This window comes from Mesorhizobium sp. CA14, assembly GCF_020165195.1.
Lineage (GTDB): Bacteria > Pseudomonadota > Alphaproteobacteria > Rhizobiales > Rhizobiaceae > Mesorhizobium.
Genome location: NZ_JAIUHR010000001.1, coordinates 89,254 through 115,932 on the forward strand (window position 1 = coordinate 89,254; position 26,679 = coordinate 115,932).

General features: G+C 64.0%; 26 protein-coding genes and 1 tRNA gene. 17 read left to right on the top strand and 10 right to left on the bottom strand.

Features of this window, described 5'->3' with window-relative positions:
- Window positions 1-7: 7 nt before the first annotated feature.
- Complete coding sequence (locus tag LB565_RS00445) at window positions 8-451, bottom strand: FixH family protein (RefSeq protein WP_224581246.1); 444 nt, start codon at window positions 449-451, stop codon at window positions 8-10.
- A 157-nt stretch (window positions 452-608) separates the two neighbouring features.
- Between LB565_RS00445 and LB565_RS00450 the strand changes: the two genes are divergently transcribed.
- On the top strand, window positions 609-1,526 hold the full coding sequence (locus LB565_RS00450; RefSeq protein WP_224581247.1) for a sugar kinase: 918 nt from the start codon (window positions 609-611) through the stop codon (window positions 1,524-1,526).
- Window positions 1,527-1,571: 45 nt separating this feature from the next.
- Here LB565_RS00450 and LB565_RS00455 read toward each other — a convergent pair whose 3' ends face one another.
- The 3 genes from LB565_RS00455 to LB565_RS00465 all read right to left on the bottom strand — a co-directional run bounded on the left by LB565_RS00455 (window position 1,572) and on the right by LB565_RS00465 (window position 5,358).
- Window positions 1,572-2,597, bottom strand: coding sequence for an aldose epimerase family protein (locus LB565_RS00455; RefSeq protein ID WP_224581248.1), 1,026 nt, complete (start codon window positions 2,595-2,597; stop codon window positions 1,572-1,574).
- 182 nt (window positions 2,598-2,779) lie between these two features.
- Window positions 2,780-4,237: an NAD-dependent succinate-semialdehyde dehydrogenase gene (locus LB565_RS00460; RefSeq protein WP_224581249.1), complete on the bottom strand. Its 1,458-nt coding sequence runs from the start codon at window positions 4,235-4,237 to the stop codon at window positions 2,780-2,782.
- A 170-nt stretch (window positions 4,238-4,407) separates the two neighbouring features.
- Window positions 4,408-5,358, bottom strand: coding sequence for an AEC family transporter (locus LB565_RS00465; protein ID WP_224581250.1), 951 nt, complete (start codon window positions 5,356-5,358; stop codon window positions 4,408-4,410).
- 162 nt (window positions 5,359-5,520) lie between these two features.
- On the opposite strand from LB565_RS00465, the gene LB565_RS00470 reads away from it, so the two are divergent.
- Complete coding sequence (locus LB565_RS00470) at window positions 5,521-6,069, top strand: histidine phosphatase family protein (protein ID WP_224581251.1); 549 nt, start codon at window positions 5,521-5,523, stop codon at window positions 6,067-6,069.
- Here the strand turns inward: LB565_RS00470 and LB565_RS00475 are convergent, their stop codons facing one another.
- Window positions 6,070-6,534, bottom strand: a complete 465-nt coding sequence (locus LB565_RS00475; RefSeq protein WP_224581252.1) for a hypothetical protein — start codon at window positions 6,532-6,534, stop codon at window positions 6,070-6,072. It lies immediately after the preceding gene.
- Entirely contained in the window at window positions 6,518-6,736 is a 219-nt protein-coding gene (locus tag LB565_RS00480; protein ID WP_224581253.1) for a hypothetical protein, read from the bottom strand. The genes LB565_RS00475 and LB565_RS00480 overlap by 17 nt, the downstream gene beginning before the upstream one ends.
- A gap of 367 nt (window positions 6,737-7,103) precedes the next feature.
- Between LB565_RS00480 and LB565_RS00485 the strand changes: the two genes are divergently transcribed.
- The 7 genes from LB565_RS00485 to LB565_RS00515 all read left to right on the top strand — a co-directional run bounded on the left by LB565_RS00485 (window position 7,104) and on the right by LB565_RS00515 (window position 14,009).
- Window positions 7,104-7,169: transfer RNA gene (locus LB565_RS00485), tRNA-Ile, on the top strand.
- Window positions 7,170-7,540: 371 nt separating this feature from the next.
- The gene (locus LB565_RS00490; protein ID WP_224581254.1) at window positions 7,541-8,680 is read left to right on the top strand and encodes a slipin family protein; all 1,140 of its coding nucleotides are present in this window, start codon (window positions 7,541-7,543) and stop codon (window positions 8,678-8,680) included.
- A gap of 238 nt (window positions 8,681-8,918) precedes the next feature.
- Entirely contained in the window at window positions 8,919-9,200 is a 282-nt protein-coding gene (locus LB565_RS00495) for an acyl carrier protein (protein ID WP_040981809.1), read from the top strand.
- 115 nt (window positions 9,201-9,315) lie between these two features.
- Window positions 9,316-10,503, top strand: a complete 1,188-nt coding sequence (locus LB565_RS00500) for a beta-ketoacyl-ACP synthase (protein WP_224581255.1) — start codon at window positions 9,316-9,318, stop codon at window positions 10,501-10,503.
- Between the two features lie 78 nt (window positions 10,504-10,581).
- The gene (locus LB565_RS00505; RefSeq protein ID WP_224581256.1) at window positions 10,582-11,853 is read left to right on the top strand and encodes a beta-ketoacyl-ACP synthase; all 1,272 of its coding nucleotides are present in this window, start codon (window positions 10,582-10,584) and stop codon (window positions 11,851-11,853) included.
- A gap of 114 nt (window positions 11,854-11,967) precedes the next feature.
- Window positions 11,968-12,996 (top strand): zinc-binding dehydrogenase, encoded by a 1,029-nt coding sequence (locus LB565_RS00510; RefSeq protein WP_224581257.1) that lies wholly within the window; start codon window positions 11,968-11,970, stop codon window positions 12,994-12,996.
- Between the two features lie 20 nt (window positions 12,997-13,016).
- A complete protein-coding gene (locus LB565_RS00515) occupies window positions 13,017-14,009 on the top strand; it encodes a lipid A biosynthesis lauroyl acyltransferase (RefSeq protein WP_224581258.1) in 993 nt (330 codons plus the stop codon).
- A gap of 21 nt (window positions 14,010-14,030) precedes the next feature.
- Here LB565_RS00515 and LB565_RS00520 read toward each other — a convergent pair whose 3' ends face one another.
- Window positions 14,031-14,462 carry a L,D-transpeptidase gene (locus LB565_RS00520; RefSeq protein WP_224581259.1) on the bottom strand — a complete coding sequence of 144 codons (432 nt, stop codon included), beginning with the start codon at window positions 14,460-14,462 and terminating at the stop codon, window positions 14,031-14,033.
- A gap of 261 nt (window positions 14,463-14,723) precedes the next feature.
- On the opposite strand from LB565_RS00520, the gene LB565_RS00525 reads away from it, so the two are divergent.
- The 5 genes from LB565_RS00525 to LB565_RS00545 all read left to right on the top strand — a co-directional run bounded on the left by LB565_RS00525 (window position 14,724) and on the right by LB565_RS00545 (window position 21,389).
- Entirely contained in the window at window positions 14,724-16,001 is a 1,278-nt protein-coding gene (locus LB565_RS00525; RefSeq protein WP_224581260.1) for an acetylornithine deacetylase/succinyl-diaminopimelate desuccinylase family protein, read from the top strand.
- A 115-nt stretch (window positions 16,002-16,116) separates the two neighbouring features.
- Complete coding sequence (locus tag LB565_RS00530; RefSeq protein ID WP_224581261.1) at window positions 16,117-17,598, top strand: ABC transporter substrate-binding protein; 1,482 nt, start codon at window positions 16,117-16,119, stop codon at window positions 17,596-17,598.
- Between the two features lie 256 nt (window positions 17,599-17,854).
- Window positions 17,855-18,904, top strand: coding sequence for an ABC transporter permease (locus LB565_RS00535; RefSeq protein ID WP_224581262.1), 1,050 nt, complete (start codon window positions 17,855-17,857; stop codon window positions 18,902-18,904).
- Entirely contained in the window at window positions 18,901-19,770 is an 870-nt protein-coding gene (locus LB565_RS00540; RefSeq protein WP_224581263.1) for an ABC transporter permease, read from the top strand. The genes LB565_RS00535 and LB565_RS00540 overlap by 4 nt, the downstream gene beginning before the upstream one ends.
- A complete protein-coding gene (locus LB565_RS00545) occupies window positions 19,767-21,389 on the top strand; it encodes an ABC transporter ATP-binding protein (RefSeq protein WP_224581264.1) in 1,623 nt (540 codons plus the stop codon). Before LB565_RS00540 ends, LB565_RS00545 begins: the two co-directional genes overlap by 4 nt.
- A gap of 89 nt (window positions 21,390-21,478) precedes the next feature.
- On the opposite strand, the gene LB565_RS00550 is transcribed toward LB565_RS00545, so the two are convergent.
- Window positions 21,479-21,910 carry a TerB family tellurite resistance protein gene (locus LB565_RS00550; protein ID WP_224581265.1) on the bottom strand — a complete coding sequence of 144 codons (432 nt, stop codon included), beginning with the start codon at window positions 21,908-21,910 and terminating at the stop codon, window positions 21,479-21,481.
- 108 nt (window positions 21,911-22,018) lie between these two features.
- On the opposite strand from LB565_RS00550, the gene LB565_RS00555 reads away from it, so the two are divergent.
- The 3 genes from LB565_RS00555 (at window position 22,019) to LB565_RS00565 (ending at window position 24,449) form a co-directional block, all read left to right on the top strand.
- On the top strand, window positions 22,019-22,804 hold the full coding sequence (locus LB565_RS00555) for a TSUP family transporter (RefSeq protein WP_224581266.1): 786 nt from the start codon (window positions 22,019-22,021) through the stop codon (window positions 22,802-22,804).
- A 306-nt stretch (window positions 22,805-23,110) separates the two neighbouring features.
- On the top strand, window positions 23,111-23,944 hold the full coding sequence (locus LB565_RS00560) for a helix-turn-helix domain-containing protein (RefSeq protein WP_224581267.1): 834 nt from the start codon (window positions 23,111-23,113) through the stop codon (window positions 23,942-23,944).
- Window positions 23,945-24,029: 85 nt separating this feature from the next.
- Window positions 24,030-24,449 carry a VOC family protein gene (locus tag LB565_RS00565; RefSeq protein ID WP_224581268.1) on the top strand — a complete coding sequence of 140 codons (420 nt, stop codon included), beginning with the start codon at window positions 24,030-24,032 and terminating at the stop codon, window positions 24,447-24,449.
- Here the strand turns inward: LB565_RS00565 and LB565_RS00570 are convergent, their stop codons facing one another.
- Together LB565_RS00570 and LB565_RS00575 are read right to left on the bottom strand one after the other, a co-directional pair.
- Window positions 24,450-25,925, bottom strand: coding sequence for a cobyric acid synthase (locus tag LB565_RS00570; protein WP_224581269.1), 1,476 nt, complete (start codon window positions 25,923-25,925; stop codon window positions 24,450-24,452).
- Window positions 25,925-26,542 (bottom strand): dimethylsulfonioproprionate lyase family protein, encoded by a 618-nt coding sequence (locus LB565_RS00575; RefSeq protein WP_224581270.1) that lies wholly within the window; start codon window positions 26,540-26,542, stop codon window positions 25,925-25,927. Before LB565_RS00575 ends, LB565_RS00570 begins: the two co-directional genes overlap by 1 nt.
- Window positions 26,543-26,679: the final 137 nt, after the last annotated feature.

The window sequence follows — 26,679 nt, forward strand, 5'->3', positions numbered from 1 at the left end:
CGCCCGCTCACAAAACGATGTTGAAGACGACGGAATCGGAACCCGCCGCCGCCGAGACGGCAAAGCGCAATTGCCACCAGCCGCTCATCGTGAACTTCACGCCATCGATGCGATAGCGCCCCTGGCCCAGGTAGTCGGTCGCCTGCGGACTGGTCGGCAGGCCGTGATCGTGCTGCGGCATCCCGCCGGAAACGGTGATGGCAGCGCCCTCCACCGGCGCGCCGGCTGCGGTCTTCAGCGTCAGCAGCCAGGACTGCAGCTCGCCCTGCCGGACGACGCCGCGCTCCGGCTCGAAGCTCGCGACGAACAGGCCGTTGGCCGTCTTTTTCGAGCGCGACAGGTCCGGTCCGGGCGCTGGTTGCGGCAACGTCAGATAGACGGCGGTCACGATGCCGACCAGCAGAGCGGCCAGACCAAGACCCGCAAGGATGTAACGCCATATCGATGCCAAGCCCATTCCTCTTCGGCTGCTAACGTCGCGGGGCGCTTGCCGCGTCCCGGCCCGCCTGTGGAAATCGCTTCTGGCGCAAAATTCGCCGGTAGCCAAGCATGGCGCTGCCAGCCGCAAAAAGCTACAGCAACAACATCTTAGGAAGGGACAAGCTCGCATGGCCAATGGTATCGCGTCGATCGGCGAATGCATGCTGGAACTGTCGGGCCAGACAGGCCCGAATTGGCGAATGGGTTTTGCAGGGGACACCTTCAACACGCTCTGGGCGTTGCACGCCTTGAGCCCGGAACGGCCGGCCACCTATGTGACAGCCTTCGGCGACGACCCATTCTCGCGCGACCAGATCGCTTTCTTTGCCGAGAATGGCATAGGCGTGGGCAACAGTCCGGTCATTGCCGGCGCGCGCCCCGGCCTTTACGCCATAACGCTTACCGGGGCCGAGCGCGCCTTCACCTACTGGCGAAGCGACGCGGCCGCGCGCCAGCTCGCCTCGGACCCGACGGCACTCGCAAAAAGCCTTGAAAACCAAGTGCTTGTCTATTTTTCCGGAATCACCCTGGCAATTCTGGACGAGGCCGCGCGGAAAACTTTGCTGACGGCCATAGTTGCGGCCCGCAAGGCCGGCTCGCTCGTCGCCTTCGACCCGAATTACCGGCCGCGTCTGTGGCCGAGCCGCGAGACGGCACAGGCCGCGATCCTGGAAGCGCTTGCCGTGGCCGACATAGCGCTTCCGACTTTTCCAGACGAGCAGATGCTGTTCGGCGACGCGACGCCGCAGGCAACGACGGAACGCCTTGGCAAGCTAATCGGCGAGGTCGTGGTCAAGAACGGCGAGCAGCCTGCCCTGATTGCGCTGAACGGCGCTTCGCAAATCGTTGACGCCGTGCACGTGGCCGCCCCTGTCGACACGACGGGCGCTGGCGATTCCTTCAACGGCGGCTATCTCGCCGCCCGGCTTGCCGGCCATGCGCCCGCCGACGCGGCGCGCCGCGCGCACAAAGTCGCCGCCGCGGTGGTGCAGGTTCGCGGTGCTCTGGCTCCATTCGAGACGTTGAGAGCTGCATTCGAAAGTTAAACAGCATCGAAGCTTAGCTGGCCATCACTTCAATATCGTCAAACCTTAAGGCAGACGGAACCGGTACTCCGTCACCTGATGATAGATCTGCCCCGGCCACAGCGTCGCCTGCGGGAAATAGGGCCGGTTCGGCGCGTCCGGCCATGTCTGCGCTTCGAGGCAGAGGCCTGAAAACGCCTTGTAGCGGCGGCCGTCGAGCCCCGGTGACGTCGGCGCTACGAACTGGCCGCTATAGAGCTGCAGTCCCGGTTCGGTGGTCCACACTTCCATCTCGACGCCGGAATTGGCGCCTTGCACCCAGGCAGCCTGGTGCAGCGGCCCGCGGCTGGAGGCCAGACAGTAATTCAGGTCGTAGCGAAGCTGCTCGCCTTCCATTTCCATGCGCAGCGCCCGCGCCTGCCGGAAATCGAAAGGCGTGCCGTCGACCGGCTTCACCACGCCGGTCGGGATCATCTCGTCATCGACGGGCGTGTAGGCGCCGGCATTGAGCATCAGCCGGTGGTCGAGAATGTCGCCGGCCCCGCCATCATCGAGATTGAAATAGGAGTGCTGCGCGAGGTTGCAGAGCGTCGGCTCCTCGCAGGTCGCGGTCAGTTCCATGCTGAGCGTGCCCGGGATCTTCAGCCGGTAGGTGCAAGTGACGTCGAGCGCGCCGGGAAAGCCCATGGCGCCGTCCGGATCGTGCAGCGTCAGCGTCACAAAATCGCGGCCATGCAGCGAGACGGTCCATGGCCGGCGGAAATAGCCTTCCGAGCCGCCATGCAGCGTGTGCTTGCCGAGAAAATTCTGCTCGGTCTGGTAGCGGCTGCCGGCGATCGTGAAGCGGCCCCCGCCGATGCGGTTGGCGAAGCGGCCGACCACCGCCCCGAAGAAGGCGCGGTCGGTCTCGTAGGGTTCGAAACGGTCGTAGCCAAGCACCAGCGGCGCGTCATGGCCGCTCAGCCTGAGATCCTGGATGATGGCGCCGAGCCCGATGATGTTGGCGGTGATGCCGCCGCCGCGAATGGTGAACCGGCGCACGGCCTCGCCCGCCTGCGTCGTGCCGAAGACCTCGCCGTCCTTCATCGCCATGCCCAAAATATCATTACGGATCCGTGGATTTAGGCCGGCTGCGTATCATCCGGCAAGGGCAGGCTAAAGCAATTCCAGGAAAAGTGCGCAGCGGTTTTGCGCCAAAACGAGGCGATAGAGCAGTCCACCATTTTTCTGAAACGGTGGACTGCTGGGCGCCTGCCCTCGCACAGCGATCGATATCAGAGTCCGAGGCCGCCGAAGCAGGCATATTTGGTGTCGAGATAATCCTCGATGCCCTGGTGCCCGCCTTCACGGCCAAGACCGGATTCCTTGACGCCGCCGAACGGCGCCTCGGGCGTGGTGATCAGGCCTTCATTGACGCCGACCATGCCGTATTTCAGGCCTTCCATCACCCGGAAGGCGCGGCCGAGATCGCCGGTGTAGAAATAGGCGGCGAGGCCGAACTCGGTGTCATTGGCCAAGGCGACCGCCTCTTCTTCGGTCTCGAACTTGAACACGGGCGCGATAGGCCCAAAAATCTCTTCCTTCATGAAGCGCATGTTCGGCGTGGCGCCGGAGATCACCGTCGGCTGGAAGAATGAGCCACCCAGCGCATGGCGCTTGCCGCCGGCGACGACCTTGCCGCCCTTCGACGTCGCGTCGGCGATGAATTCCTCTACCTTCTCGACCGCCTTCTCGTCGATCAGCGGCCCCTGCTGCACGCCTTCCTCCAGGCCCGAGCCGACCTTGAGGTTGTTGCTGGCGGCGGCGAGCTTCTCGACGAATTTGTCATAGATGCCCGCCTGCACGAGGAAGCGGTTGGTGCACACGCAGGTCTGGCCGGAATTGCGGTATTTCGCGGTGATGGCGCCGGCAACCGCGCGGTCGACATCGGCGTCGTCGAAGACCAGGAACGGCGCGTTGCCGCCAAGCTCCATCGACACTTTCTTGACCGTCGAGGCCGACTTCTGGATCAGGATCTTGCCGACCTCGGTCGAGCCGGTGAAGGTGATCTTCTTGACCAGCGGGTTGGCGCAGATCTCGTCGCCGATCTCGCCGGCAGAACCGGTGACGACATTGACGACGCCCTTCGGAAAGCCGACTTCCTCGACGAGCGCGCCCCAGGCGAGGCCCGAATAAGGCGTCTGCGAGGCCGGCTTGACCACCGCGGTGCAGCCGGCGGCCAAAGCCGGACCGATCTTGCGGGCAAGCATCGAGGACGGGAAATTCCACGGCGTGATGGCGGCAATGACGCCGACCGGCTCCTTGGTCACCAGGATGCGGCGGTCGCCCCATGGCGACGGCACGATGTCGCCATAGACGCGGCGGCCTTCCTCGGCGAACCAGAGGATATAGCTGGCGGCCGAGCCGATCTCACCCTTGGATTCGGTGAGCGACTTGCCCTGCTCGATGGTCAGCAATTCGGCGAGCACGTCCTGATTATCCATCATCGCGTCATGCAGCTTGCGCAGGAGCTTCGAGCGCTCGAGCGCGGTGGTCTTGCGCCAGCTCTTGAAGGCTTCCGCTGCGGCCTCGATGGCGCGGCGGGTCTCGGCCTTGCCGGCCTTCGGCACGGTGCCGATCTTCAGGCCCGTCGCCGGATTGTTGACATCGATGGTCTGGCCGCTGTCGGCCTGCACCCATTCACCATTGATGAGATTGGCCTGGCGCATGAAATGGCTGGTTTTCTGAAGCATGGTCTGGCCTCCGTTCGGCGCGCTGATCGGCCGTTTTTCTGGATATCCGTCGAAGCGTGCTTCAAGAGCCGCACGCCGGCGCATTGCTCTTACCTAGGGAAAGGCGGGCAAGCAATCACAAGATGGCATATAGGGGTTGGGCCAGCAAAAGCGAGCCGCGTTCAGCGGCTCTATCCGAAGACGTGAATGACCACCGTCAGCCAGAACGACGTGGTCACCACCGCGCTTGCGGTGGCAAGCGTCATCTGGTTCGAGGCCAGCGCCTGGCCGGTGTTGAACTGGACGGCGATCAGATAGGAGTTGATGCCCGAAGGGAGTGCCGCAACCACCACCGCGACCTTGGCCGTCAGCGGCGGGAGGCCGAGAAGCCAGACGAAGGCCAGAACCAGCGCCGGCATCAGGAACAGTTTCAGCACCGACAGCGCCAGCGCTGGCCTGATATTCCCGGAGATGCCGAAGCGGCGCAGGCTAAGCCCCATGGCGAACAGCGCCACCGGACCGGCCGTGCCCGCAAGCGTGTCGACCAGCCGCTCGACCAGGTTCGGCATCGGCGCGCCGGTGAGGCGCCAGGCGAGCCCCGCCAGGATGCCGATGATCAGCGGATTGATGAACAGGCGCCGGAGGAAGCTTTTGACGACGCGCAGCGGATGCACCGTCTCGCCGCTGCCGCGCCCGAACATCTCGAACAGCACGATCGAGGTCATCATCATGATCGGCAGGTGAACCGAGACCAGCAGCGACAGCACCTCGAAGCCGCTGGCGCCGAATATGCCAAGGACGAAGGGCGCGCCGAGCAGCACGACATTGGAATAGGCCGAGGACACGCCGCCGACGATGCCGGCGCGGGCATCTCGCTCGAACAGCCGCGTCATCACCAGATGGCCCGCGGTCCAGGTGATGGCGGCGGCCGCGAAATAGGCGCCCCACAGCGACCATGGCGTGACGCCGTGGAAATCCGCTTTGACCATGGTCTGGAAGAGCAGCAGCGGCATCGCCACGTTGATGGCGAATCCGGAAATGCCCTCGCCGCTCACCGGCTTCAAATAGCCGGTGAGCCCGGCAAGATAGCCGAGCGCCACAAGGCTGAAGACGAAGAGGACGGTTTCGGTGAGGGGAGTCATTTTGCGGGCGGAAACATTTTTCCCGTGATAGGCGAGCCCCGACCGCGGCGCAATCGGCGCGGCGGGCCGATCTCCGGCGCCTCTGCTTGTTTTCCGGACGGCTTTGCGGTCCCTATATGCCAATCACGACCTTGGTTCGCCCGGGCCGCCATAGGACTTCCGATGCTTCGACTTGTTCTGGTGCTTTTTCTCCTAGCTGTTCCGAGCCTTGCCCACGCGACCGATGCCGGCTGGGCGCTGCTGCGCGACGGCGGCCATGTCGTGCTGCTTCGCCACGCCTTCGTCACCGGGGCGACAGACCCGGCCAATTTCGATATCGGCAATTGCGCCACGCAGCTCAATCTGTCCGAGCGCGGCAAGCAGCAGGCAAGCCGCATCGGCGCGCTGTTCGCGGCGCGCGCGGCGCCGATCGATCATGTGCTCTCCAGCCGCTACTGCCGCTGCCTGGACACCGCCCGCATCGCTTTTGAATCCGAGCCGCAGCCCTTCGCGCCGCTCGACCTGCTCAAAACCGACCCGGCCGAAAAGGCCGCGCAAATGGCCGCGATCATCAAGGAGATCCGCGGCTATTCCGGCTCCGACAATCTGGTCCTGGTCACGCATGTGGAAAACATCGAGGCGCTCACCGGGGTGGCGCCGCGCGAGGGCGAAGCCGTGGTCGTGGCGCCGGATGGTGATGGTCTCAAGGTGCTCGGACGGGTCACGTTCTGACTAGGCGTGGTTGGCCATCCCATTCTTCAACAGCCAGGCGTTGATCTCGACCTTCCACGTTTCGATCATATCCCTGAAGGCATCCTCGGTCAGCTTTGACAGATAGGATTGCCCCTCCTCACCGAGCGCCGTGAACGTATAGGCGATGGAAGCCTGCGTGCCGTCTGGGCCATTATCAAGACAGGTTACTTCGACAAATCCGAAACGCGATCCCGGCGTCACCCTGGCATAGCGCACACGGTGTTCTTTCGGCTGCCAATCCGTGCAAGCCCAAAGCGTGAGCTCGTCACCGTGGCCGGTCCGGAACACCATCCCTTCTTGCGTCTCGCCGTCTCGCGGATGCAGAAATTCAGGATTCCAGCCATCGACCCACAGCGTTTCCCCCATCGGCGTGAACAACGGGAAGACGCGCTCGATTGGACCGGCAAGATCGATCCTGTGGCTGCGCTCAAGATGGCTCGTCACCAGACTTCTCCATCATTTCCGTCAACCGATGGCTATCCGCCGCGCGGAGCTCCAGCCCGTAGATGCGCTTCAGCTGATCGATTGTTTCGAGCGTCGCGGGTGAAAACGGCGCCTGCCCCTCGAAGGCATGCAGCACGATGCCCTCGATGAGATCGCCAAGACTCATGTCGCGATGCTCGGCCAGAGCCTTGAGCACCTTCACAAGCCTTTTCTCCAGCCGCACGCCAGTCTGTATGCGTTCTATAATCATATCATTTGTTATCATGGTACCTTGGTACAAGCAAGCGCTATGACCGCGACAATGTGGCCGAAATGTCACAATGAAAAGAAGCCGCAAATCCGCCGCGACAATGCCGCTTGCGACAACCCGTCGCAGGGTCTATAGGCGCGCTCCCGGTCACGAAAACCGAAGCGAGCACACCGGTTTGGAGCTTTCGCCTCCGCCCGCGCAGCCGGCTTTGCCGCGCTGTGTACGGTGCCGTTTCGGAGTGTTGGGACTTGCGGGTGTAGCTCATGGAGAGCGCCGGATTTGGTCCGGAGGCAGGGTTCGATTCCCACACCCACGACACGGATAGCTCAGTTGGGTAGAGCATCAGACTCATAATCTGACGGCCGAAGGTTCGAATCCTTCTCCATTTGGCCTGATAAGCCAAGGCACCCTTTTACGGTGTTATTCGAAAACGGTCCGGGGACCGGAATGCGAGGACTTCACGAACGGCAAGGCTTCGGCCTCGCCGGGCGGCGATGTCCTGCGCCATCGGCTCGCGGCCAGGCCCGCGGTGACGATCAAGGCGCGGCGCGGCCGGCAAAGGAAGCTTCGGCTTCCGGCGCCCGCTTCGTCGCCCCGCGATCCGCTCCCGAAGGCCCGCGGCGGATCGATGCCACCGGTCCCCGGATCATTCGTGCCCGGGAGATGAAGTACGACGACGTGAAACGAGAAACGAAAGGATGCTTCGACGCATGACGTGACGCCTCGCATGGGGCCATGCCCGACAGGAGTAAGACAATGAAGACCATTCTCGAAAAGCTTCTTGGACGGCAGCGCGTCCTCATGAAGGAAAATGAACGTGCCGTCGCCCTCTACAAGGGCGAGATCCAGGCGATCCTGATGCCGGGCGAACATTGGCTCGCCAACCGGCGCGGAAACCTGGAAATCTCCAGGCACGACCTGAAGAACCCGGAATTCGTTTCGGCATACGAGAAGGCGTTGTTCGACAAGCTCCCGGACGTGGCCGCGCGTCACTTCACCGTCGTCCGCACCGGACGCACGGAGGTTGCGGCCATCGAGCGCGACGGTGCCTTGCATGCTGTTCTGGTTCCGGACCGCAAGCTCGTGCTTTGGACCGATGCCGGACCGTGGAAGGTGACGTCCGTCGACACGGCGGCCGATCTGGCTGTCGCTCCGGCCCTGATGCGCCGGATCGGCCAGGCCCGGAAGACGGAGCATATGTTCCTCTATCCGGTCGTGGACGGCCAGGTCGGGCTGCTGTTCGTGGACGGCGTCTTCGTCCGCACGCTCGACGCGGGCGTGCACGCCTTCTGGAATGTCGGGCGCATGGTCCAGGTGAAGGTCGTCGACATCAAGCGCCAGTCGCTCGATGTCGCCGGGCAGGAAGTATTGACCAAGGATCGCGTGACGATCCGCGTCAACATCGCCGCCGAATACCGGGTCGTCGATCCGGTGACGGCGGTGAGCACGGTCAAGGACTTCTCGGAAGCCCTCTACCGCGCCCTGCAGTATGCCTTTCGCAAGACGCTCGGCGCGCTCACGCTCGACCAGATCCTCGACAAGAAGGTGACGGTCGACGAGGACGCTGCGGCCAAGGTGCGCGACGGCATGGCCGCGATCGGCGTCGAGGTCAGCGATATCGCTCTCAAGGATGTCATCCTGCCGGGCGATATGCGCGAGATCCTCAACCAGGTGGTTTCGGCCGAGAAGCAGGCCGAGGCCAACGTCATCCGCCGCCGCGAGGAGACGAACGCCACCCCGTTCGCTGCTCAACACGGCCAAGGTGATGGCCGAGAACCCGGTGATGCTGCGGCTGAAGGAGCTCGAGGCTCTCGAAGCCATCGCCGGCAAGGTCGAGCGGCTCACCGTCCACAACGGGACGGGCGGGCTGCTCAACGACCTGGTCAAGCTTCGTGACTGATGCATGTCGCCCAAAGTGGTTCCGGCTTTGGGAGAACGACATGCATCGACATGGAAAGCTTACGCAGCATAAAATGGGAAGGGCCGCCGGTTCGACGGCGGCCCTTCTTGCCTTTCCTCGACCCTCTACCCATCTGCCCCCGGCGCATCAGGCCTTTTCCTGCCGGGAAAAACCGATTAGACAGCGCCCAAACAAGATGCGGACAGATTCCGCCCGCAACCGAAGGAAGAGCCCTTGTCCACCACTTTCGAGAAAGTCGCCAAGATCATTGCCGACACCAGCGAGATCGACATCGACACCATCACGCCCGAGAGCCACACCATCGACGATCTCGGCATCGACAGCCTCGATTTCCTCGACATCGTCTTTGCCATCGACAAGGAATTCGGCATCAAGGTGCCGCTCGAGAAGTGGACGCAGGAAGTCAACGACGGCAAGGCCTCGACGGACGATTATTTCGTCATGAAGAACCTGTGCGCCAAGATCGATGCTCTGGTCGCGGCCAAGAACGCCTGATGTCCACAGAGCGCGCGAACTTGACGCGCTCAGCGCATGACCCCGAAATCGGCATCGATTTTCGGAAAGGATCATGCGCAAACTCAAAAAGCCGCCTGACCCACAACAGCCACCCATGAGTTCCCACGACGTCGTCATCACCGGGATTGGCCTTGTCTCTTCATTGGGAGAAGGTCCCGACGCGCATTGGCAAAAGCTGACACAGCCCGGTTTCCAGCCGGTGCTCGAGGCAGAGCGCTTCGCGCCCTATACCATCCATCCCCTGCCCGAGATCGACTGGAACCTGCAGATCGCCAAGCGCGGCGACCAGCGCCAGATGGAAACCTGGCAGCGGCTCGGCACCTATGCTGCCGGCCTGGCGCTGGACGACGCCGGCATCAAGGGCAATGACGAGCTCTGCACCACCATGGACATGGTGGTGGCGGCCGGCGGCGGCGAGCGCGACGAAGCCGTCGATGCTGTGATCCTTGCGGCCTCCGAGAGCCGCAACGACCGCGACGTGCTGCTCAACGAGAAGCTGACGACGGAACTGCGGCCGACGTTGTTCCTGGCCCAGCTCTCCAACCTGCTCGCCGGCAACATCTCGATCGTCCACAAGGTCACCGGTTCCTCCCGCACCTTCATGGGCGAGGAGGGCGCCGGCGTCTCGGCCGTCGAGACGGCGGCCGCGCGCATCCGCTCGGGACAGTCGACCCATGTTCTGGTCGGCGGCGCCTTTCAGACCGAGCATTCCGACATGCTGCTCGGCTACGAGCTTGCCGGCTACCTGCATCGCGGCCCGTGGAAACCGGTCTGGCAGCGCCAGGGCTCAGAAGGCGGCGGCGTGGTCACGGGCTCCGGTGGCGCTTTCTTGGTGCTCGAACAGCGCGAACACGCAAAAAACCGCGGCCGCAAGATCTACGCCGAGCTTGGCCCCGTCGTCTCCGGCCGCGCCAGGCGCCGGCAAGGCGAGTTGAATTCGGAGATTGCTGCGCTGTTGAAGCAGGCCAACCTTCCCGACGGCGACCTGCTCACGATTTCCGCCGCGTCCGGCGGCCATGCCGCCACGGCAGCCGAAAAGGCGGTGCTCGACGCCAACCCGGCTTTGGCCGTGCGAGCCTTTTCGACGCTGACCGGCCATATGAAGGAAGCGCAATTCCCCTTTGCGGTTGCGCTCGCTGCAATGGCCGTCGACCGCGGCGCCGGCTATCCTGTCTTCGATGCCACAGTGGAGCGCCCATTCGAAGGCGCCCCCAATTCCGTCCTTGCAACCGCGATCGGCTATCACCAATTCGAGGGCTTGGGGCTGGTTAAAGCCGCTTAGATCGGTTTTTCGCAATTCCGGGCGGAAAACCGCTGCACATTTTTCCTGGAATTGCTGGATAACGAGGCAGACAAAAGCATGGCCAATCTTCGCGATCACATGGGCAGGCCGATCGTCGCCGTTACCGGCATCGGCGTGGTGACCTCGCTCGGCATCGGCAAGGCCGACAATTGGGCGGCGCTGACCTCAGGCAAATCCGGCATCCATCCGATCACCCGCTTTCCGGTCGACCACCTCAACACCCGCATTTCCGGAATGGTCGACTTCCTGCCCTCGAGTTCGAAGGGCGCGAGCCACCTCACTTACGAACTGGCCGAGACGGCGGCCCACGAGGCCGTCTCGGAAGCAGGTCTCGATTCCGGCGATTTCGGCGGCCCGCTGTTCCTGGCCTCGCCGCCGGTCGAGCTCGACTGGGCCGACCGCTTCTCGCTCTATAATTCCGACAAGCAGGAGGCAGGCGCCGAAAGGTTGCTGCGCGTGGCGCGCGGGCTGAAGGAACTGGATGTCTTCGAGACCACGCAGTTCGGCTCGATCGCCGACCGACTGGCCGACCGCTTCGGCACGCGTGGCCTGCCGATCACTTTGTCCACCGCCTGCGCCTCGGGCGCCACCGCCATCCAGCTCGGGGTCGAGGCGATCCGGCGCGGCGAGTGCGACAAGGCGCTGTCGATCGGCGCCGACGGCTCGGCCACCGCCGAAGCGCTGATCCGTTTCTCGCTGCTCTCGGCGCTGTCCACCCACAACGATATCCCCGAGAAGGCCTCAAAGCCCTTCTCCAAGGACCGCGACGGCTTCGTGCTGGCCGAAGGCTCCGGCGCGCTGGTGCTGGAATCGCTGGAAGCCGCCGTTGCGCGCGGCGCGACGATCCTCGGCATCCTGCGCGGCTGCGGCGAGAAAGCCGACGACTTCCACCGCACCCGCTCCAAGCCCGACGGCTCGCCGGCGATCGCGGCGGTGCGCGCCGCCCTTGCCGATGCGGGCCTTGGCGAAGACGAGATCGACTACGTCAATGCGCACGGCACCTCGACGCCCGAGAACGACAAGATGGAGCACCTGTCGCTGTCCACCGTCTTCGGCGAGCGCATCGGCTCGATGCCGATCTCGTCGAACAAGTCGATGATCGGCCACACGCTGTCGGCCGCCGGCGCGGTGGAGGCCGCCTTCTCGCTGATGACCATGCGCGAAAGCGTCATCCCGCCGACCATCAATTACGACAATCCCGATCCGGCTATTGTCCTCGACGTCGTCCCGAACAAGAAGCGCGACGCCGAGGTCGGCACGGTTTTGTCGAACTCCTTCGGCTTCGGCGGCCAGAACACCTGCCTTGTCATGGCGCGGGAACCGGTCTAAGCGGATTTTTTCCGCAATGCATGTCGCGCAAAAGTGAAATCGGTTTTGCGACAACGATATGCATAACAAAGACACTAAAGCGCATCGCGCTTTAGAACCGAACTGACAGGCCCGATGCGCGCATTGCAACTTATCGAGGACCGCCGTCTGGAAACGGTGGACCTGCCGCCTCCCCCGCCGCCTTCGCTGGGCGAAGTGACACTCCGCATCAAGGCGGTGGCGCTCAACCATATCGATGTCTGGGGCTGGCGCGGCATGGCCTTCGCCAAGCGCAAGCTGCCGCTGGTCGTCGGCGCCGAAGCCGCCGGCGAGGTCGAGGCGGTCGGCCCCGGCGTCTCCAGCCTGCAGCCCGGACAATTGGTCTCGATCTATGGCGCGCGCACCTGCGGGCTGTGCCGCGCCTGCCGCGAAGGCCGCGACAATCTCTGCGAGCATGTCTCCGGCGTGCACGGCTTCCATCTCGACGGCTTCGCCCAGGAAAAGATCACCCTGCCGGCGCGGCTCCTGGTGCCGGCTCCTCCCGGCGTCACCGAGATCGGCGCCGCGGTCGCGCCCGTCACCTTCGGAACGGTCGAGCACATGCTGTTCGACAACGCGAAGCTGGAACCCGGCGAAACCATCCTCGTCCATGCCGGCGGCTCCGGCATCGGCACGGCCGCCATCCAGTTGGCCAAGAAGATGGGATGTACGGTCATCACCACGGTCGGCTCGAACGACAAGATCGACAAGGCCAAGGCGCTTGGCGCCGACCACGTCATCAACTACCGCGAGGACCGTTTTGAAGGCGTCGTGCGCAAGCTGACGAAGAAGAAAGGCGTCGACGTCGTCTTCGAGCATGTCGGCGCCGACACATTCGCCGGCTCGATGCTGTGCTTGAAGCGCGGCGGCCGCCTCGTCACCTGCGGCTCGACCTCGGGCGTGTCGACGCAGGTCAACCTGATGCAGCTCTTCCAGCAGCAGCTGAAGCTGCTCGGCTCTTTCGGCTGCCGCATGGAGAACATGGCCAATGCCATGCAGAAGATGGCCGCCGGCCTCGTCGTCCCCGTCATCGATACCGAAGTCGGCTTCGACGACATCGATGCCGCGCTGAAGCGCATGGAAGGCCGCGACGTCTTCGGCAAGATCATCCTGCGCGTTTCCTAAAGCAGTTCCAGGACAGGCGGATGGTCGGCACGGTGTTCAGGAAAGCCCGCCGGGACTTCATGTTCCGCTACGGGCGGCGGCTGCGCCGGCTGGAGCACTGGCTGGTCGCCAAGCTCGCTATCGTCTTGCTCTCGCTGCTGCGCCTGTTGCCGCCGGACAGCGCGCTCAACTTCGCCGACCGCGTCGCCCGCCGGGTCGGTCCGCTGGTCGGGCGCCACCGCGTTGCGGTCAACAATCTGCGCCTTGCCTATCCGCAAAAGAGCGACGCCGAGATCGAAGCCATCGCGCGAGACATGTGGGGCAACATGGCCCGCCTCGCGGCCGAATACATCTTCCTCGACGCGCTGTTCGACTTCGATCCGAACGCTTCGAAGCCGGGCCGGGTCGAGGTGCGCGGCGTCGAGCATTTCCTTGAGATCGCCGGCGAGAAGAAGCCGCACATCCTGTTCACCGGCCATCTCGGCAATTTCGAGCTGCTGCCGGTGGCCGCCGCCACCTTCGGCATGAACATCACGGCGCTGTTCCGTCCGCCGAACAACCCTTATCTCGCCGACTACATCCACTCGACGCGCCGCTCCTCCATGGGCGCGCTGCTGCCCTCCGCCGCCGGAGCGTCCTTCGCCCTTGCCGCCATCCTGGAAAAGGGCGGCAATATCGGCGTGCTGGTCGATCAGAAATTCTCGGGCGGCGTGGACACGGCTTTCTTCGGCCGTTCATGCCAGAGCAATCCGATGCTCGGCATGCTCGCCCGCCACTATGACTGCGATGTCTACCCCGCCCGTTGCATCAGGCTGCCGGGCAACCGCTTCCGTCTGGAAATCGAGAACAAGCTGGCGTTGCCGCGCACCAGTGACGGCAGCGTCGACGTCGATGCCGCCACCCAGCTTCTCACCGACGTGGTCGAGCGATGGGTGCGTGAAGATCCTGGCCAGTGGATGTGGTTCCACAAGCGCTGGGAAATCAGCGGCCGCCGCCGCAAGCGCGCAAAGGCGAAGGCGACAGCCGGCGAGTAATCGGTCGCTCCGCCGCCCCGATCAGTTGGTGACGACGATCCGCGTGTTACCGAAGCCGACTTCCTTAACCATCGTGTAGAAGGTCGCGGCGTTGGCCGGATGCAGGCGCACGCAGCCATGCGAGGCCGGGCGCCCGAGATTTCTCACCGATCCGGTGCCGTGAATGGCGTAGCCGCCGTGGAAGAACACCGAATAGGGCATCGGCGAGTCGTCGTATTTGCGCGAATACCACATCCGGGCGGTCCATTGCGGCCGGTAGCTGCCGCGCGGCGTGAAATAGCCCTTGCGCGCTGTCGACACGCTCCAGCGATAGACGACCTGGCCGTATTTGCTGACGGTCATGGTCTGCGACGAGACGTCGATATTGGCGACCAGCATGGCCGCCCGGCTTGCGATAGACATGCCGAACAACGCGGTTGCCAGCACAGTTGCCGTGAGAACGAACTTTTTCATGCGATCAAACCCCTTTTGATTGCCCCCTGCCATCCACGCGGTTTTCCATCTTTTTACCGGCAGGTGCGTTAAGTACCACACACTCATTGACGAAACCGCCAATCCAATGCGGTGAATTTGAACGATTTTCCCGGTATAGTTGCCGCCGCGACACGCACCCTCTGAAGTTTAGGCGAGGGCGTTGGGCCATGCCTGGATCGTCCTGTGGCAATGAGTGACTGCTGCTTGCAAAAGCGCTGCGTTCCTTCTTCAATCCGCCGCATGGATGAACGACTTCTCAAGGCAGTCGAGGACCGGGCCGACGACCTCGTTGCGCTGACCGCCGACCTGATCCGCTTCCCGACCGTCAACCCGCCAGGCGAGGCCTACCGGCCATGCGCCGAGTTTCTTGGCGCACGCCTGAAGAAACGCGGCTTCGAAACCGAATTCATCCGTGCCGAGGGCGCGCCGGGCGACAGCGACCGCTATCCGCGCGTCAATATCGTCGCCCGCTTCGACGGCCGCTCGCCCGGCCCTTGCGTGCATTTCAACTCACATATCGACGTGGTCGAGGCCGGCGATAGCTGGACGATCGATCCCTTTGCCGGCGTGGTGAAGGACGGCAGGGTCTACGGCCGCGGCGCCTGCGACATGAAGGGCGGCCTGGCAGCCTCGGTCATCGCCGCGGAAGCCTTCATGGCAACCTATCCGGATTTCCCCGGCGCCATCGAGATATCGGGCACGGCGGACGAGGAATCGGGCGGTTTCGGCGGCGTCGCGCATCTGGCGACGCTCGGCTATTTCTCGAAGCCGAAGGTCGACCATGTCATCATCCCCGAGCCGCTGAACAAGGATCGCATCTGCCTTGGCCATCGCGGCGTCTGGTGGGCCGAGATCGAAACCAAGGGCGAGATCGCGCATGGCTCGATGCCGTTCCTCGGCGACAATGCGGTACGCCATATGGGTGCGGTCCTGCAGGCCTTCGAGGAGGAATTGTTCCCTGCGCTCGACCGCAAGATGACGCGCATGCCGGTGGTGCCGGAAGGCGCCCGGCGCTCGACCATGAACATCAATTCCGTCCATGGCGGCCAGACCGAGGACTTCCGGCCGGGGCTCCCCTCCCCCAACGTGCCAGATTCCTGCCGGCTCACCATCGACCGGCGTTTCCTGCTCGAAGAGGACATCGCCACCGTAAAAGCCGAAGTCACCGGCATCCTCGACCGGCTGAAGCGCGAGCGCAAGAAATTCGACTACGAGATCCGCGACCTGATGGAGGTGTTGCCGCTGATGACCGAGCGCGACGCGCCGGTGGTGAAGGCTGTCGCCAAAGGCATCATGGAGGTGTTCGACCGCGAACCCGATTATGTGATCTCGCCGGGCACCTACGACCAGAAGCATGTCGCGCGCATCGGCCACCTCTACGACTGCATCGCCTATGGCCCTGGCATTCTCGACCTCGCCCACCGGCCGGACGAATGGGTCGGCATCGCCGACATGGTGGAATCGGCCAAGGTGATGGCGATTGGACTCAATGTGCTCTTGCGCGGTACATCCGGCTGATGCGCAAAAACATTCCGCCTGGCGCCGCCCGGCAGCACGAAACGCAATTTACTCGCGCGCGAAATCACGCTTCTATCCGCCAGCCTGAGCACGTTTGAGCAATGGGAGTTCAGCGATGAAACTGTGGAAGACCATCCTGGCCGCGGCTGTGCTGTCGCTTGCCGCCGCCACGTCGGCCTTTGCCGCACGCACTGATCTCACGCTCGGCATCGTGCTCGAGCCACCGCATCTCGATCCGACCGCCGGCGCGGCCGCGGCGATCGGCGAAATTACCTATGCCAATGTTTTTGAAGGGCTGACGCGCATCGACGAAAAGGGCCAGGTTCAGCCCGCTCTCGCCGAAAGCTGGACCGTCTCCGACGACGGCAAGGTCTACGCGTTCAAGCTGCATTCCGGCGTGAAGTTCCACGATGGCTCGGCCTTCAGCGCCGACGACGTGAAATTCTCGCTGGACCGAGCACGCGCAAAGGATTCGCTCAACCCGCAAAAGCCGCTCTTTGCGCACATCACCGATGTCGCGACGGTCGATCCGGCGACGGTCAAGGTCACCCTGGACGGTCCGCAGGGCAATTTCCTCGACGACATGGGCCAGGTTGCGGCGGTGATCGTGGGGAAAGGATCGGCCGACGGCAACAAGGACAAGCCGATCGGCACCGGTCCATTCAAGCTCGATCACTGGGCCAAGGGTTCCGAGATCACGCTCGTCAAGAATCCGGACTACTGGGGTACACCCGCCGCGCTCGACAAGGCGACATTCCGCATCGTTCCTGACGCCGCCGCGGCTGTCCCCGCCTTGCTCTCGGGCGATATCCAGGCTTTCGCCAACATGCCCGCACAGGACGCGCTCAGTCAGGTCCAGTCCGATCCACGCTTCAGCGTCGTGATCGGATCGACCGAGGGCGAGACCATCCTGTCGATCAACAACAAGAAGCCGCCCTTCGACAAGCTTGCTGTGCGGCAGGCGCTCGCCTCGGCGATTGATCGCAGTGCCATCATCGACGCGGCCTCGAACGGTCTTGGAAAGCCGATCGGCTCTCATTTTTCGCCAGGCGATGCGGGCTATGTCGATCTCACTGGAGTCTATCCGCACGACATCGACAAGGCCAAGCAGTATCTGAAGGAAGCGGGGCTGGAGAACGGCTTTTCGGCCACGATCAAGCTGCCGCCCGTACCCTACGCACGCGACGGCGGCCAGGTGATTCAGTCCCAACTGAAGGACATCGGGGTCAATCTGCAGATCATTCCCGTCGAATGGGCGGAGTGGCTGAGCCAGGTCTTCACCAACAAGGACTACGATCTTACGATTGTTTCTCATGTCGAGCCAAACGACATCGATATCTATTCGCGGCCCGGCTATTATTTTCAGTATGACAATCCGAAGTTCAACGATCTCATCAAGGAACTCGACACCACGGTCGACAAGGACAAGAGGCTGGAGCTGCTTGGGGAGGCGCAGAAGATTCTCGCGCACGACGTGCCCGCCGTCTACCTGTTCGAACTGCCCAAGATTGGCGTCTGGGACGCCAAGCTGCAGGGCATGTGGACGAACTGGCCGATCGAGGCGGATGATCTGACCAAGGTGAAATGGAGCGAGTGAGGTCTGCCGGCTAAGGGCGAAACTTGCGCTCCGTCGCACCCCCCTCTGCCCTGCCGGGCATCTCCCCCGCAAGGGGGGAGATCGGCAGTTTCTGCCGCGGCGACAACCACGCGACGTTGGCGATTGGCGAAAGCCTGGATGAGAGCTCAATCTCCCCCCTTGCGGGGGAGATGGCCGGCAGGCCAGAGGGGGGTGGGCGGGAACTCGACCTTCGCCCCGTTGGCGCTCTGGCCGAACCTGCGGTCTTTCACCTCCCATGACCGCCTATCTCCTGAAACGCATCATCATCGCCGCCCTCACCCTGGTGCTGGCCTCGATGGTGGTGTTCGCGGTGATGGAGATCCTGCCCGGCGATCCGGCACGCCTGATGCTGGGCATGAATGCCAGCGCCGACCAGATCGAAGTGCTGCGCAACCAGATGGGGCTGAACGCGCCGCTGGTGCTGCGCTACCTGCACTGGGCGGCGGGCTTGCTCAGCCTCGATTTCGGCCGCTCCTACACCTATTCGGTGCCCGTCGTCGACCTGGTGCGCGAACGCATCGCCGTCTCCCTGCCGCTGGCGCTGATCGCACTGGCGCTCTCGACCATCATCGCCATTCCGGTCGGCGTGTTCTCCGCCAGCCGCCAGGGCAGAGCTGGCGATACGCTCGCCATGGGCGCCGCGCAGCTCGGCGTCGCCGTGCCGAATTTCTGGTTCGCGCTGATGCTGATCTATCTGTTTGCCGTCTGGCTGCATCTGGTGCCGGCCGGCGGCTTTCCGGGCTGGAGCGCCGGCATCTGGGCTGCGTTGAAATCCCTGCTGTTGCCGGCCGTCGCGCTGGCATTGCCGCAGGCGGCGATCCTGGCGCGCGTCGCCCGCTCGGCGCTGATCGAGGTGCTTAACGAGGACTATATCCGCACCGCGCGCGCCAAGGGCCTGCCCTATCGCGCCGTGCTCTGGCGCCATGCGCTGCGCAACGCCATGATCCCGGTGCTCACCATCCTCGGCCTGCAATTCGCGTTCCTGCTTGCCGGCACCATCATCATCGAGAATGTCTTTTACCTGCCTGGCCTCGGGCGGCTGATCTTTCAGGCGATCACCCAGCGCGACCTGATCGTGGTCGAGAGCATCGTCATGCTGCTGGTCACCGCGGTGATCCTGATCAACCTCCTCGTCGACTTCTCCTACGCCATCGTCGACCCGCGCCTTAGAGCAATTCCAGGAAAAGTGCGTAGCGGTTTTCCGTCCGGAATTGCGCCAAAACAAATACTGAGAGCGGTTCAGCGATTCCGCGAAACGCGGAACCGCTCGAGAGGCCGGCAATGACCATGCGCATCGACCTGCCCGAGGAAACCATCGCCGGCGTGCTGGCCAAGGCCTTCGGCAACCGCTCCTTCCTGATCGGTCTGGCCATCACGCTGCTGGTTGTGGCCGTCGCGCTCCTCTCGTTTGTCTGGACGCCTTACGACGTCACAAAGTTGGTGATCGCCGACAAGACGCAGGCGCCCTCTTGGGCGCACTGGTTCGGCACCGACCATTTCGGCCGCGACATCCTGTCGATGATCATGGTCGGCGCCCGCAATTCGATTGCCGTGGCGCTGGTCGCCGTCGGCATCGGCATGGGTATCGGCGTGCCGCTCGGCGCCTTCGCCGCCGCGCGCGGCGGACTGGCCGACGAGGCGCTGATGCGCGTCAACGATCTCGTCTTCGCCTTCCCGGCATTGCTGTCAGCGATCATGATCACCGCGATCTTCGGTCCCGGCGCCGTCAACGCCATCATCGCCATCGGCATCTTCAACATCCCGGTCTTTGCCCGTGTCACCCGCGCCGGCGCTTTAGCCATCTGGCCGCGCGAGTTCATCCTTGCCGCGCGCGCCGCCGGCAAGGGTCTGACGCGGATCACCGTCGAGCACATCCTGCCCAACATCGCGACGCTGCTGCTCGTCCAGGGCACGATCCAGTTCGCGCTGGGCATCCTCGCCGAAGCCGGGCTTTCCTATGTCGGCCTCGGCGCCCAACCGCCGATGCCGAGCTGGGGCCGCATGCTGTTCGATGCCCAGACGCGCATGGTGACCGCGCCCTGGATGGCGATCTTCCCCGGCATGGCGATCGTCATCACCGTGCTTGGGCTGAACCTGCTCGGCGACGGCATCGCCGACATCCTCGATCCGAAATCGCGGCGGCGCCGATGAGCCTGCTCGAGATCGAGAACCTGTCGCTGACGATCAGCGCCACACCGATCCTCAAAGGCGTCGATCTGGCCATCGCGGCGGGCGAGGTCGTGGGCCTTGTCGGCGAATCCGGCTCCGGCAAGTCGATGACGGCGCTGACAATCATGCGGCTGCTGCCGCATCTGGCCCGCGCCAAAGGCCGCGTCGCCTTCGATGGCATCGACATCCTCGGCGCGAGCGAGGACCAGATGTGCGCCTTGCGCGGCGACGATATCGGCATGGTCTTCCAGGAGCCGATGACGGCGCTCAACCCGGTCAAGACCATCGGCGAGCAGGTCGCCGAAGGCATACGCTGGCACACCAAGGCGGGCCGTGCCGAAGCGGAGGAGCGCGCGCGAAAAATCCTCGACCGGGTCGGGCTGCCGGAGGCCAAATTCCCGCTGTCGCGCTACCCGCACGAACTGTCGGGCGGCCAGCGCCAGCGCGTCGTCATCGCAATCGCCTGTGCGCTGAAGCCGAAGCTGCTCATCGCCGACGAGCCGACGACGGCGCTCGATGTGGTGCTGCAGGCGCAGATCCTCGATCTTTTGCGCGATCTGGTCAGCGAAAACCGCATGGGGCTGCTGCTCATCTCGCACGACCTCGCGGTGGTGACCGAGATGGCCGACCGCCTGACCATCCTGCGCCGTGGCGAGGTGACGGAAGCCGGCGACACCGCCCGCACGCTGTCGGAACAATCACATCCCTACACACGCGAGTTGGCGCTGGCTTCCATGCATGTGCCGGCGCGCCCAAAACCGCATCCTGCCGGCTCGGCAAAACCCTTGCTCGAAGTCGAAAGCGTCGGCCGGGACTATCCGGGGCGACGCAAATCGCTAATCCGGCCGGCGCAACCGATCCGCGCCGTCGACGATGTCTCGCTCACCATCGAGCCCGCGCAATCGGTGGCGCTGGTCGGCCGCTCGGGCTGCGGCAAGTCCACGCTTGCCCGCATGATCCTCGCTTTGGACAAGCCGACGGCGGGCACGATCCGCTTTCGCGGCGAGCCCATCACCGGCAAGCCGGAATCGGCGTTGAGGCCGGCAAGGCGCGACATGCAGGTCGTGTTCCAGGATCCCTACGGCTCCTTCGACCCGCGCCAGAAGGTGGAAAAGCTGGTGGCCGAGCCGCTGCATCTTCTGGAAAAGCAGCCGACAAAGGCCGAGCGCCGCGAGATGGTCGCGCATGCGCTGCACGAGGTCGGGCTAGGCCCGCGCGACATGGACAAATACCCGCATGAATTCTCAGGCGGCCAGCGTCAGCGCCTGTCGATCGCGCGTGCCATCATCACGCGGCCCAAGCTGGTGGTCGCCGACGAGCCGGTCTCGGCCCTCGACGTCTCGATCCGCGCCCAGATCCTCGACCTTTTCGCCGAGCTCAACCAGAAGCTCGGCATCGCCTATCTCTTCATCACCCATGACCTGACGGTCGCCCGCGCCATGGCGGACGAGGTGCTGGTCATGCATGAAGGCAAGATCGTCGAGCGCGGCCCCGCCGCCGATGTGCTCGACCACCCGCGCTCGGAAGCGGCGCAAGCGCTGGTCGCGGCGGCGCCCGACCTGCATCGCGCGATCGCGCGCAAAATGCAGGAACAGGGGTAGGCGATCAGCCCGTTTGCCTGACGCAATTCAGGACGGAAGGCTACGGCGAAGTCGCCGAGCCTAAACGCTCATACTTGTCCTGGAATGCTTCAGCTCTCCGGCTTCACCAAATCGACGGGGCTGATGTCGAGCAGGTCGAGCGTGCGGCGCAGAAGCTTCACTTCGCTCTGCGCCAGCCTGGCATCGGCCTTGGCGATCTCGGCCATGTGGCGGGCAAGCAGCTTCCGGCGCTCGACATCGAGATCGCGAAACAGCGCGATCGCCTGCGAGCCGTTGGTCTCGTAGCCATAATCGTTGAGATATTCGATGACGCTGTCGATCGAGGCCTCAGGGATGCCGAAGGCTTCCTTGCAGATGCGCCGGAACACGACCATCTCGCTCTCCGAGACCGAGCCGTCGGCAAGGATCATGCGGAACAACATCAGAAGTTCGGCCGACAGCACCGGGTCGTCCGCCACCTTGCGCACGCCCGGGTCACCGTCGAAGATCGAACGTATCTGGTCGAGCAGCGCCATCGCCATCAAAGCTCCCCTTTGCGATTCCGTCGAGATTGTTAGCGTGGAATTGGTCTTGCGCAAACTGGTGGAGCGTGATGGAAGCTGCGGCTTCCTTCCAAGCACCCCTTCCCGATGATCGACCTGACCCTGCAGACCGTTCTCATCCTCATCGCCGCCGCCTTTGCCGCTGGCTTCGTCGACTCGATCGCCGGCGGCGGCGGGCTGATCACGATCCCGGCGCTGCTGCTCGCCGGTTTTTCGCCGGTCGCAGCACTCGGCACGAACAAATTGCAAGGGATGTTCGGTTCCGGCTCGGCGACCATCCACTATGCTGCCAACGGCCAGGTCGATTTGCGCCGCCAGCTGCCGTCGGCGCTGCTGGCGCTTGTCGGCGGCGCAGTCGGGGCGCTTTTGGCGACCGTCGTGCCCGGCGATTTCCTGCGCGCGCTGCTGCCGCTGCTGCTGATCGCCATCGCGCTCTATTTCGCGCTGAAGCCGAACATGCACGACGTCGACCGCGCCGAGCGGCTGTCGCCTTTCCTGTTCGGGCTGATCGTCCCGCCGCTGGTCGGCTTCTATGACGGGCTCTTCGGTCCCGGCGCCGGCTCCTTCTACATGCTCGCCTTCGTCACGCTCGCCGGCTATGGCGTGCTCAAGGCGACGGCGCACACCAAGCTGCTCAACTTCGCCTCCAACATCGGCGGCTTCGTCGTCTTCGCCGCCGTCGGCGTCATCGACTGGAAGATCGGCCTGATGATGGGCGTGGCGCAGTTCATCGGCGCCCGCGTAGGCGCGAGCCTGGCAATCCGCATCGGCGCGAAGCTGATCAAGCCGCTGCTGGTGGTGGTCTGCCTGGCGCTGGCGATCAAGCTCTTGGCCGACCCCGCCAATCCGCTGCGCCAACTGGTTGGTGTGTGAGGGCTCCTGCTGGTAGAGTTCTGGTGTTGCGAATCATGTTGGAGGGACCAGACATGAATCTCAGTGCACCCACCCAGATCGGGTTCATTATTCGTTGGTTATAGCCGTCATCGGCCTTCTCGCCGCGCTTGGCGCTCTTGCATTTATTCCGATTGCGTCCGTTTGGATCATGCTCATCGCCTACATCGTGCTCGCCGTGGGCTGTTTGATGCGGTGCTTGAAATTCGCAGATCTCAGGCAACTCGGAGCGCCCGGCCCTGCCGGGCGCTTTTGATTTTTGCGATCCTGTTCTGCTAGGCTCGGATCATGTCCGACGAGCCAGAGCGCCATCGCCAGGATAATCGCTCTCCCGCCCTCCATTTCGAGATGGTGCGGCGCAAGCCCGCCGTGTCGCTCGCGGGCATCGTCACGGATATCTGCGGCTACCGCGAGACCTGCCCCGGCCATTTCCGCATCGTCGAATTTGCTTCGCTGACCGTGCCGCTGGTGATCAGCTTCGCCGAAGTCTTCGCCATCGGGCTCGGTCACAGCCCCGGCGACAATGACCGCTACGCCAGCTTCGCCGCCGGCCTCTATGCCGGGCCGGTCATGATCGAATCCTTCGGCGGCGCCTGCTGCGTCCAGGTCAATTTCACGCCGCTTGGCGCCAGGCAATTCTTCGGCCTGCCGATGAGCGAGCTGCGGGATCGCATGGTCGGGTTGGATGATGCGCTGGGCTTTGACGGCATCGCGCTGCGCGAAGAGCTCGGCGAAGCGGCTGATTGGAACGCGCGCTTCGACATTGCCGAAGGATTTATTACCAGCCGCCTTGCCGAAGCGAACGCCCTTTCGCCCGCAATCGCCTGGGCGTACAGGACGGTCGTCATGTCGGGCGGCCGCACCCGCATTTCGGCACTCGCCGGCGAGATCGGCTGGAGCCGCAAGCACCTGGCCGCCAAATTCACCGACGCGATCGGCATCGGCCCGAAGACATTGTCACGCATCGTACGCTTCAACCGCGCGCTGTCCCTGTCGAAGAGGCAGGATAATGACTGGGCCGGCATCGCCGCCGATTGCGGCTATGCCGACCAGGCGCATCTGGTGCGCGAGTTCCGTCAGTTGGCCGGCGAAACGCCGACAGGGCTCGCGGCGATAATCTAGCCCTCAGGCGAGGTAACATTTGTTCAAGACGCCAAAATCGCCTTCGCACAGACTGGCATTCATCAACCGATCCAGGGAGATTGTCATGCCGAGAGCAAACGAAGCACCCCGTCTCTACCCGGCCCTACGCTACAGAAATGCCGCCAAGATGATCGACTGGCTTTGCGAGGCCTTCGGCTTCGAGGTCCGCGCCCGCTATGGCGAGGGCGACATTGTCCACCACGCCGAGCTGACTTTCGGCTCCTCGATGATTATGCTGGGCACAGCACGCGACGACGACTACGGCAAGATGGTGGGCGAGCCCGGCAGTGGTGGAGGCAAGTCGATCTACATCGCTGTCGGTGATGCCGATACCGCCTACGTGCGTGCCAAGAAGGCCGGCGCGAAAATCCTGCAGGAACTGGTCGACCGCGACTATGGCAGCCGCGAGTTCATCTGCCTCGACCCGGAAGGCAATGTCTGGTCCTTCGGCACCTATTGGCCGAAGGCGGGTGAGAAGGCTTAGTCAGCGCGCCAGCCCAAAAATCGCGTCGCAGTCGAGATGCCTCTCCAACTCCGCGGCGACCTCGTCCAGCGCCTTTTCGACGTCCGCGCGATACTCGATGCCGCCTCCCCTGACGCCAAGGCTCTCCAGATAGGCGGCGCGAAACGCGTCGGCGGAGAACAGTCCGTGCAGATACGTGCCGATCACCTTGCCGTCGGCGGAAACAGCGCCGTCCTTGGCGCCATTGAGCATCGTCGACGGTCGCGCCGTGTCCGCGCCGGTGGTGCGGCCGAGATGGATCTCATAGCCCTCGAGCGGCAGGCCGAACTGCACCGAATGCGCGCTTGAATTGCGCACGGTCTTCTCGGGCTCCATCACCGTTTCGATGTCGAGCAGGCCAAGGCCTTCGGCCTCGGTGACGCTGCCTTCGATGCCGTCGGGATCGCGCACCATGCGGCCGAGCATCTGGTAGCCGCCGCAGATGCCGACGACATGGCCGCCGCGCTTGCGATGGGCGAGAAGATCGCGATCCCAGCCGTTCTCGCGGAATTTCAGGAGGTCGCCGATCGTCGATTTGGAGCCGGGGATAACCACCAGCCCGGCATCTTCCGGCAGCTTCTTGCCCGGCGGCACGAACACCACCTCGATCTGCGGCTCGGCTTTCAGCGGATCGAGATCGTCGAAATTGGCGATCCGCGCCAGCATCGGCACCGCCACCTTCAGCGCCCGTTTCTCGCCGGAAGCGAGGCGTTCGAGCACGACGGAATCTTCGGACGGCAGCCGCCCGGCCGCCTTCAGCCACGGCACGACGCCGAAGCAGCGCCAGCCGGTGAACCTTTCGATCGCGCTTATCCCCTCGTCGAACAACGAGACATCGCCGCGGAACTTGTTGATGAGATAGCCGGCGATCATGCGCCGGTCTTCCTCCGGCAGGATCAGGTGCGTGCCGGCCACGGACGCAATGACGCCGCCGCGGTCGATGTCGCCGACCAGGATCACCGGCACATTGGCGCGCGTGGCGAAGCCCATATTGGCGATGTCGCGGCTTCTGAGATTGATCTCGGCGGGCGAGCCCGCACCCTCGACGATGACCAGGTCCGCGCCCTCGCCGACCTTCGCCCAGGACTCCAGCACCGCGTCCAACAGCCCGGCTTTCATCGCCTGGTAGTCGCGCGCCCGCGCCTCGCCGTAGACTTTGCCCTGCACCACCACTTGCGAGCCAATATCGCTCTGCGGCTTGAGCAGCACCGGGTTCATATGGACGGTCGGCCTCACCCCGCAGGCCAGCGCCTGCAGCCACTGCCCGCGGCCGATCTCGCCTTCGCCGGTTTTGTCGTCGCCCGGAATGTCGGCAACGGCGGCGTTGTTCGACATGTTCTGCGGCTTGAACGGCCGCACCTTCAGCCCGCGATTCTTCGCGGCGCGGCAAAGCCCCGCCACCAGCACGGTCTTGCCGACATCCGAGCCGGTGCCCTGCAGCATGATCGCTTTGGCCATCAGCCCCTGCCCTTCAAGTCGGTCATCGGGCCGATCGTCGATTTCTGCGCCAGCGGCCCGCCGCGCCAGAGATAGAGCGCCATCAGCGGTTCCTTGCCCGTGCGCATGGCATGGCTGACGTTGGAAGCGTGGTGAATGACCTCGCCGGCGTCGCGAACATGGAAACCGCCCTCGCCCATCCGCCATTCCGTGCCGCCGGTCAGCGGGATGTAGATCTCCTCCGCAATGTGATGATGGTCGGGATAGACGATGTCGGGCCCGAGGATCAGCAGACCGGCCGCGACCTCTTCGTTGACGAAATGCCCGCGTGTGCCGAACACTTCCAGCCAGCCGTAATTGTCGATGAAGCTCTGCCCGAAATCGGCGGCGGTATAAGTCTGCCCCCATCGCAACTCGTCCCGATGATCGGCAACGAATCGCGTCAATGGCCTGGCGTCGGCCGGTGCAAGCTTCGCGAGCCGATCGAGATAGCGGAGGCAGCCAAGCGCGCGCCGCGCGAGAGAACGCGCAGGCATGTCCCAGCCGATGCGCGCGACTTCGTCCCTCACCAGATCATTGTCGACGCCCGCGAGACAGGCTTGGAATCGCTCCAGCAACTCATCGAAAATTGTCGGCACGCACGAGCTCCGTTCGTCATTTCATGCACAGCCGGTTCTCAACGGCCCGGGTTGCGCGGCGGCATCATTGGTCTAGATTGAACGGCGCGCAAAGCCAAAAACGACAGGCCAGAAGGCCTGAAACGACAGGGAGCACG